The following is an 8684-nucleotide window of genomic DNA, read 5'->3' as shown; positions in this document are numbered from 1 at the left end:
TCCCTCTTTTTTATGCAATGGGAGCTGCTGACGACACACGAAAAGCAACCTTATTACATCGAAGTTATCGATATGCAAACCTTGGTCACAGTGTTTGGCAGTTTGGATAAATAAAAAAGTACTTTTTTCAAGTGATAGAAAAATGTATAGTTAAAAGAAAGAAGCTAATCCTCTGTTTAGTTAGATGATTAGCTTCTTGTTTTCTACACAAGGAGATGGAGCCTGATTAATCAAAAGTTTGGCTTTCAGGACTAAGTTGTTTTTCATTTAAAAGGTAACGAAGCTGTCTTACTGTAATTTGTAGTCGCTTTGCTGCCTCTTTTCGATTTCCAAGCGTATGTTGTAGCGTTCGTAAAATAAATGCTTTTCCAATTTGTGACTCTACTTGTTTAACTTGTGCAAGAACTTCTTCTAAATTAATTTCCTCTTTTTGTTTGAAGTCGGAGAGAATTTCATTTGTCCATTTTTGTAAGAAATTTTCAAGGTTACTTTTATCCGTTATCGCCTTGTTTTGTTGTAATGATTGTATTGTTGTAGGCTTTGCTTTCACATGATTCAATAAGTCATCGGCAGTAATAACGGTATGAATTGAATCTGATAAAGCCACTACTCTTGTAATAAAATTAGATAACTCACGAATATTTCCTGGCCATTCATAATTTTGTAAAATTTCAATGGCTTCCTCAGAAAAAGAGATATCGATGTTCGGATGTCGATGTAAAATATGATTAATTATAAAAGGAATGTCTTCCTTTCGATCACGAAGTGGGGGAATCTTTAAATGAACGACATTTAAGCGATAATACAGATCTTCCCGAAATTTCTTTTGCTTAACAGATTCCTGAAGATCTTCGTTTGTTGCAGCAATAATATGAGTATTTGTATGTAAAATCGTTTCGCTTCCAACACGCATGAATTCACGTGTTTCAAGTACACGAAGTAGTTTTACTTGAATAGTATGTGAAGCCTCAGCGATTTCGTCAAGGAAAAGCGTTCCTTTACTTGCAATTTCAAATAAACCTTTCCGTTGCCTTGTTGCCCCTGTAAATGCGCCTTTTTCGTGGCCGAAAAGTTCGCTTTCTAAAAGAGATTCTGAAATTGCCCCGCAATTGACGCCAATAAAAGATTCCTGACTGCGTTGACTTGCGTGATGAATAAAGCGAGATAACAATTCTTTGCCAGTTCCTGTTTCACCTTCAATTAAAATATTTACATGTTTCTTTGCTATTTTATAGGCAGTTTGAATTAATTGATTCATTTCTTCATTTTGTCCTACAATAAGGCCGACTTCACTAGCTAAGTCTTTAATATGTTGCTGAGTAGATGTATCATTGGAAACTAATAGACTATCAACTTGTTTTTCTAGTAAATCAATATCATCAAACGGTTTTTCAATATAATCGATTGCCCCAAACTTTATGGCATCTATAGCTGTTTTTACTGTACTATAACCGGTCATAATGATTGCTTTACATCTTGGTTGTACTTTTTTTAAGTGTTGTAACAAGGAAAGCCCATCTGCATCTGGTAATTTTAAATCAATCATGGCAGCGTGAAACGAATGCTTCGTAAAATCAATCCTAGAAAAAGCTGTACCGCTGTTAATAACCGTAACCTGATATCCCTTTGATGTAAAAAGGTGAGAGAGAAACGTGCCAATTTCTTTTTCATCATCTACAATTAATAGATTTGTCATTGTATCACCTCCACAATCTTTTGTGGTTGAATAGGTAACTTTAATATGAAAGTGCTTCCAACATTGAGTTCGCTCATAACCTCAATTGTACCATTGTGTGCTTTCGCTATACCAAGGCTGACAGATAAGCCGAGCCCTGTACCCTTTTCTGTTTCTTTTGTTGTATGAAAAGGATGAAAGATTTCAGAATGCCTTTTTTCTTCAATACCAATTCCATTATCCTTTACAGATAAGTGGACTGCATTTAGATGAAAGGATGTTTGGATGATAATTTCTTTATTGGTTCTAGAAGTAAGAGCATCCTTTGCATTTAGAAGTAAATTAATGATGATTTGTTCGATTTGTTGTTGGCTCCCTTCAATAATAGGTAAGTTTTCTTGAAGGAGCAGTTTAATTTTTATTTGTTTGGTTTCTAGTTGATACTTTAATAGGTTCAATACTTGTTCTACAGCGTCATTTAGAGAACAAGAGGAAAAAATATACTCATCTTGTCTGGAAAAGGTAAGGAGGCTTTTTATAATTTGTTTGCACCGGCTCCCGCAGTTTTTAATATCATGTAACAGTGTATAGGTTTGATCAGTACTTGTTATTTCTCGTAATAAAAGCTGAGAATTTCCTAGAATAGCAGTTAAAGGGCTATTTAATTCATGTGCTACACCAGCAGCCATTTCTCCAATTGCTGCTAGTTTTCCAGAATGCAGCAGTTGTACTTCCATTTTTCTTTTTTCCGTTACATCCTTGATATACGCAATCACTCCATATACTTGCTGCTCATTATTATGAACTGGATAAGTATACAGTTCACAAGTAGAATGGTTTTGAAAGTAGATTTCTCTATACCCTGGTTTTTGTGAGTGAAATGTTTCTGTAACAAGAGTTTTACAAGGTTCTATCAATATAGAAAGGGCAGGGGACTGCTCATTTAAAGTAAAAAATTTTTTTACGGAATCGTTAAATTGAAGCACCTGTAAATCTTTATCAAACACAAGAATCATATCTTCCACGGCTTTAAAAGTATCCTCCCATGTCTGTTTTCCCCGTAATACTTCATTATATAATTGGGCATTTTCAATACTAATAGCTAAATGGTCTGTAAGCTGTTCAAGAAAAGCAAGGTCATCTATGCCCCACTCAGATTCAGTAAGACGACCAATACTTAAAACTCCAATTCCTTTGTTTTTACTATATATAGGCAATACTAGAACCGTTTTTACGTGTAAGAGGTTAAGATATTCCTCTTCATAAAAGCTAGTATGAGGATCTTGTAAACGGGTAAAAATGATTTGTCTATTTTTTATTGCTGACCAATAGAGAGAATGGTCGTCAGGTATGGTAGTTCCTACTTCTAGAAAACGACTTTGCTCTGGGTATATATTCGTTAACGTGAGTGTATTGTTTTGTAATAGTAATAGACTTAGTCGATCAAACTGGACGAGCACCTTTAATTTAGTTACCATGTTTTTCAAAATATCTTCTAATGTCATATCAATTTTTATGCTTTTCATTACTTCATTAATGATTTCTAGCTGCATGTTTTTCTTTTTTAATTGTTCCACGGTTTTTTTTAATTCTGTATAATAACTTTTTTTAGAAGATTTCACACCCGTTAATAGGTCAATCATCTCTTGTTTATCTTTTAGCAAGCTCGTTTACCTCCTCATAGTGCTTGTTGTAGTAAATCTTTTACTTGTGCAAGAGTCATATCACGAGGATTCGTAATCATACAGGCATCTTCAAGCGCAGCTTGACTTGTTACATCAAGTATTTCTTCTGTAATTCCTACATCGCTAAGGCGCTTCGGTGTTCCTATATCACGGGATAATTCTTTTACAAATTGAATGGCAGCATTTCCTGCTTCTCGCTCTGTCAACCCTCTTGTATCAATTCCCATACATTCTGCTATTTCTGTAAATCGCTTAGGAGAAGCGATAAAATTAAATTCCATTACATGAGGAAGCAAAATGGCATTGATTTCACCATGTGATAAGGGGAGTTTTCCTCCAATCGCGTGTGAAATGGCATGGGCAGCTCCTAAAATAGCATTTGAAAAGGCAAGTCCAGCTTGCAAGCTAGCCATAGCCATTGCCTCTTTGGCTTCTTCATTTGTTTTAGAGGCTACGGAAGGGCGTAAATAGGTTGAAACAAGAGAAAGAGCATTTTTAGCTTGTACATCGGTAAGGGGTGTAGCGGCTATACTGACATACGCTTCAATGGAATGCGTGAGTACATCCATACCAGTTGACGCAGTTAAGCTACTATCTTTCGTTACTAGGGTAAATGGGTCAACAATGGCAATATCAGGTACCAATGTTTTCGAGATGATCGTCATTTTCTTTTTTTGCACTGCGTCTACAATGACAGAGAACTGAGATACTTCAGAGCCTGAGCCGGCAGTTGTCATAATCATAATCATCGGAGGAAGGGGTTTATCGATTTTATCTACGCCTTCATAGTCACTGATTTTTCCACCATTTGTCGCAAGGATAGCAATTGCCTTGGCTACGTCTAATGCACTGCCACCCCCTACACCGATGATGGCATCACATTCATGTTCGATAAACGTACGGCATCCCGCAACAACTGCCGCATCGTCTGGGTTTATGGTTACATCCATAAATATTGCAAATGATAGTTGGGACGCTTTACAAATTGCAATTACCGTTTCCAACCATCCAGCCTTAGCGACACCCTCGTCACTCACAATTAATACTTTTCTTGCTCCTAGCCGTAAGCAGGCATCCCCAGCCTGTTTGATGGCATTTTTACCAAATATAATTTCAGGAGATACAAATTTATTGATTCGCATGATTACCACCTTAGGAAAATTATGTTTTATACTTATTTATCCGTAAAATATGTAAATTCCTGTTTGATTTTGGCTAACTACAAGAAAAATTTCTTGTAGCTGTGTAAAAACATATGAAAATAAAAAAAGTGCACGATTGGAATCGTACACTTCAACGTTCTAATGAGAGAATGGGGGAGGGACTTAATCCATGTTTACCCAGACACTCTTCACTTCCGTATAGTTTTCTAGCGCATAACTACCCATTTCACGACCAATACCAGATTGCTTATAACCCCCAAACGGACTTGCTGCATCGAAGACATTGTAGCAATTTACCCAAACCGTACCTGCTTTAATACGATGTGCTAAGTAATGAGCTTTCTTAATATCCTGTGTCCAAACACCAGCAGCTAATCCGTAATCTGAATCATTCGCTTTTGCAATCAAATCATCTATATCATCAAATGGCATCGCGGCTACAACAGGACCGAAAATTTCTTCCTTTGCAATGGTCATCGAATGATTGACATCAGCAAAAATAGTTGGTGCAACAAAATAGCCTTGATCGTACGGAATCGTACCACCAGCCAACACTTCTGCGCCTTCTTCAATGCCTTTATCAATATAATTTTTTACGCGGGTTTGCTGGGCTGCTGAAATGAGAGGACCCATTGTCGTGCTTTGTAATAATCCATTGCCTTGATTAATTGTTTTTGTAAGGGAGGCCAAATCAGCTACAACATTATCATACATATCCTTTTGTACATATAAGCGGCTACCTGCGCAACATACTTGTCCTTGATTGAACATAATACCCATTAATGAGCCAGGAACCGCGCTCGTAAGATCTGCATCCGGTAAAATAATGTTTGGTGATTTTCCGCCAAGTTCCAGTGTAACGCGCTTTAAGGACTCACTTGCTTGTCTCATAATATATTTTCCAACTGCTGTGGAACCCGTAAAGGCAATCTTGTCGACTAATGGATGATCTACGAGTGGTGAACCGGCAGTTATTCCAAAGCCAGGAACTATATTTACAACGCCTTTTGGAAATCCTGCTTCTTCGATTAATGTTGCTAAATACAGAGCGGATAGCGGTGTTTGTTCAGCTGGTTTTAAGACAACGGTGCAACCTGTGGCAAGGGCAGCACCAAGTTTCCATGTAGCCATTAATAATGGGAAGTTCCATGGGATGATTTGCCCAACTACACCTACGGCTTCATGACGCGTATAGTTGAAATAGTTACCCTGTACCGGAATGGTTTGTCCTACAATTTTCGTGGCCCAACCTGCAAAGTAACGAAAATGTTCAATCGCTAACGGAATGTCAGCATTCGACGTTTCACGAATCGGCTTTCCATTATCTAAAGTTTCCAGCTGCGCTAGCTCGAGCTTATGCTCTTCCATTAAATCTGCCAGCTTATAAATCAAATGACTTCTTTCGGCTGTGCTCATCTTTGACCACGGTCCATGATCAAATGCATTTCGTGCAGCCCGTACGGCTAAATCAATATCATCTGGACCTGCTTCTGCAACAAAGGCTAACGTTACGCCCGTTGCAGGGTTAACTGTTTCGAACGTTTTCTCTGAAACAGAGTTTACCCATTCTCCGTTTATATAGAGCTTTTTTGCACCAGTCAAAAAGGCTACTAATCTAGGACTTAATTCCATTTCTGTTGTTTTTGCGTTTATCATTTTCATCTCTCCCATTCCTTTAGAAATTGTTTTCTAATCTATGTTTTTATACTTTCTCGTAGGTTACATTGTTAGAACAACACGGCCATTAATTTTTCCTGTTTCCAACCGATGAAATACATCGTTAATCGAGTCCAGGGGCTGGGTTTCGATGTGCGTGTGTACTTTTCCTTGAGCAGCAAATGCAAGTGCCTCCTGTAAATCCTTTCTTGTCCCGACGATTGAGCCTTTTACCGTTACACCATTTAGAACAGTATCAAAAATTGGAATCGGTAATTCGTCATTTGGAAGACCGACTACTACTAATGTGCCGCCACGTTTCACGCTGCGGTATGCTTGTTCAAATGCTTTTCTTGTTACAGCAACGCTGATTGCGGATTGAACACCGCCTACTTGCTCCTCTATTGCTCTAACGGGGTCGATGTTTAATCCATTAATGGTAATGTCGGCTCCCAATTCCTTTGCAAGTTCTAGTTTGTCGTCTTGAATATCAACCGCGATTACGTTGAATCCCATCGCCTTGGCATATTGCAAAGCAATATGGCCGAGACCACCGATTCCATATATAGCAACCCAATCTCCTGGTTTTGCTTCGGATACTTTTAATGCTTTATAGGTCGTTACCCCCGCACAGAAAATAGGGGAAACTTCAGCAAAATCAAGGTGTTCTGGAATTTTGACAACATAGTTGGCAGGAGCCTTGCAATATTCGGCATAGCCGCCATCTACGGAATAACCTGCATTTAATTGATGAGGACACAGCGTTTCACGCCCTGTTAAACAGTATTCACATTCCCCGCAAGCGGAATAAAGCCAAGGAACACCAACCCGATCTCCGGCCTTAATAGCAGTAACACCTTCGCCAACTTCTTCCACAATTCCAACGCCTTCATGACCAGGAATAAGAGGAAGCTTTGGTTTTACGGGCCAGTCCCCATTCGCCGCATGCAAATCTGTATGACAAACCCCACACGCTTTAATTCTCACAAGAATTTCTCCGTACCCGATTTCTGGGACAGGCACTTCTGTGATTTCAAGCAGTTGTTTAAACTCATTTACTACAGCTGCTTTCATCGTTCTATTGCTGTGCTTCGAACACATGAACAACATCCCCTTTCCCATCTTTTTTGGTGTTCAGTCTTTATATATGCAAGTAGTGTGCCAGTTTTTAGAACGCTTACAAATGGGGGTTTTGTAGTTTTCTATTGACTCGATGTGCCGAATTATTGGCACGTTGTACCGAGAAAATGGGAGAGATGCCGATATGTTGTACAAGTTAAATGCTTTGCAGGAAGAGTAAAGAAAGGTTTGGTAACCGTAGCAAGGGGAAATTACGTTTACAAAAGCAATTGTTATTTTTTGTCGTACATTTGAAGTATAATAATAAGTGGACAGAACATTTCCATTCTGCTATCAATTTCGTCGTAATTATTTTAAATAAGGAGGTCCATCCCATGTCATCAACCCCAAGCTTAATTTTAAACAACGGACTAGCTATGCCTGCACTCGGACTTGGCGTATACAAAATGGAAGACGGGAATCAAACGGTAGAGGCGGTGAAGGAAGCAATTCGCATTGGCTACCGACTTATCGATACGGCTTCATTTTATGCAAATGAAACGGGAGTAGGAACTGCAATAAAAGAAAGCGGCGTAAAGAGAGAAGATTTGTTTCTTACGACTAAAGTCTGGAACTCTGATCAAGGATATGAAAGTACGTTACATGCATTTGAAGAGTCGTTAAAGAAGCTTCAAACCGATTACCTCGATCTTTATCTTGTACACTGGCCGGTGAAAGGAAAGTTCGTCGAAACGTGGCGAGCACTTGAGCATTTGTATGACGAAGGAAAAGTGAAAGCAATTGGTGTATGTAACTTTAACATTCATCATCTCCGCGAGTTAGAAGGGGAGAAGTATGTTCCTGCAGTAAATCAAGTCGAGCTTCATCCACTCTTTAATCAAAAGGAACTTCGTACATACTGCAAAGAGAAGGGAATACAAATTGAAGCGTGGGGGCCGATACTACGCGGGAAAGATGCGCTCAATCATCCTACTTTTCAAGAAATAGGGGAAAAGTACGGAAAATCACCAGCTCAGGTTATTTTGCGGTGGCACTATCAAAACGGCGTCATTGCTATTCCGAAATCAGTAAATGCTGCTAGAATCAAGGAAAACATTACAATTTTTGATTTCGAGTTAACAGAAGAGGAAATGAAGAGAGTGGACAGCCTAGAAACAGGCATTCGATTAGGGGCCGATCCAGATAATTTTAATTTCTAATAAGAAAAAAAGAAGCTTAAGCGGATATTCCACTTAAGCTTCTTTTTTCTTATATAGCTGGTATTTCTTCACCGAACTGGCTATTGTACAAGTCAGCATAGAAGCCGTTTTGTTCAAGCAGTTCATGATGTGTTCCTTGTTCAATGATTGTTCCTTTGTTCATGACTAAAATTAAGTCTGCATCCTTGATGGTAGAGAGGCGGTGGGCAATAACAAAGCTTGTGCG

General features: G+C 38.7%; 6 protein-coding genes. 1 reads left to right on the top strand and 5 read right to left on the bottom strand.

The window, feature by feature from the left end; all coding sequences use genetic code 11:
- Positions 1-226: 226 nt before the first annotated feature.
- From AC11ZT_RS09000 to adhP, 5 genes are all read right to left on the bottom strand, one after another.
- Entirely contained in the window at positions 227-1696 is a 1470-nt protein-coding gene (locus tag AC11ZT_RS09000; protein ID WP_484059273.1) for a sigma-54-dependent transcriptional regulator, read from the bottom strand.
- Positions 1693-3318 carry a sensor histidine kinase gene (locus tag AC11ZT_RS08995; protein ID WP_484059276.1) on the bottom strand — a complete coding sequence of 542 codons (1626 nt, stop codon included), beginning with the start codon at positions 3316-3318 and terminating at the stop codon, positions 1693-1695. Before AC11ZT_RS08995 ends, AC11ZT_RS09000 begins: the two co-directional genes overlap by 4 nt.
- Before the next feature lie 35 nt (positions 3319-3353).
- A complete protein-coding gene (locus AC11ZT_RS08990; protein WP_484059272.1) occupies positions 3354-4502 on the bottom strand; it encodes an iron-containing alcohol dehydrogenase in 1149 nt (382 codons plus the stop codon).
- A 183-nt stretch (positions 4503-4685) separates the two neighbouring features.
- Complete coding sequence (locus AC11ZT_RS08985; RefSeq protein WP_484059275.1) at positions 4686-6155, bottom strand: aldehyde dehydrogenase family protein; 1470 nt, start codon at positions 6153-6155, stop codon at positions 4686-4688.
- 87 nt (positions 6156-6242) lie between these two features.
- On the bottom strand, positions 6243-7253 hold the full coding sequence (gene adhP, locus AC11ZT_RS08980; RefSeq protein ID WP_484059274.1) for an alcohol dehydrogenase AdhP: 1011 nt from the start codon (positions 7251-7253) through the stop codon (positions 6243-6245).
- Positions 7254-7633: 380 nt separating this feature from the next.
- On the opposite strand from adhP, the gene AC11ZT_RS08975 reads away from it, so the two are divergent.
- Complete coding sequence (locus AC11ZT_RS08975) at positions 7634-8458, top strand: aldo/keto reductase (protein WP_484059271.1); 825 nt, start codon at positions 7634-7636, stop codon at positions 8456-8458.
- Positions 8459-8684: the final 226 nt, after the last annotated feature.

This window comes from Ectobacillus sp. (assembly GCF_056992975.1).
Note: the sequence above shows the minus strand (reverse complement) of the source record. Positions and strands in the feature narration are given on the sequence as shown.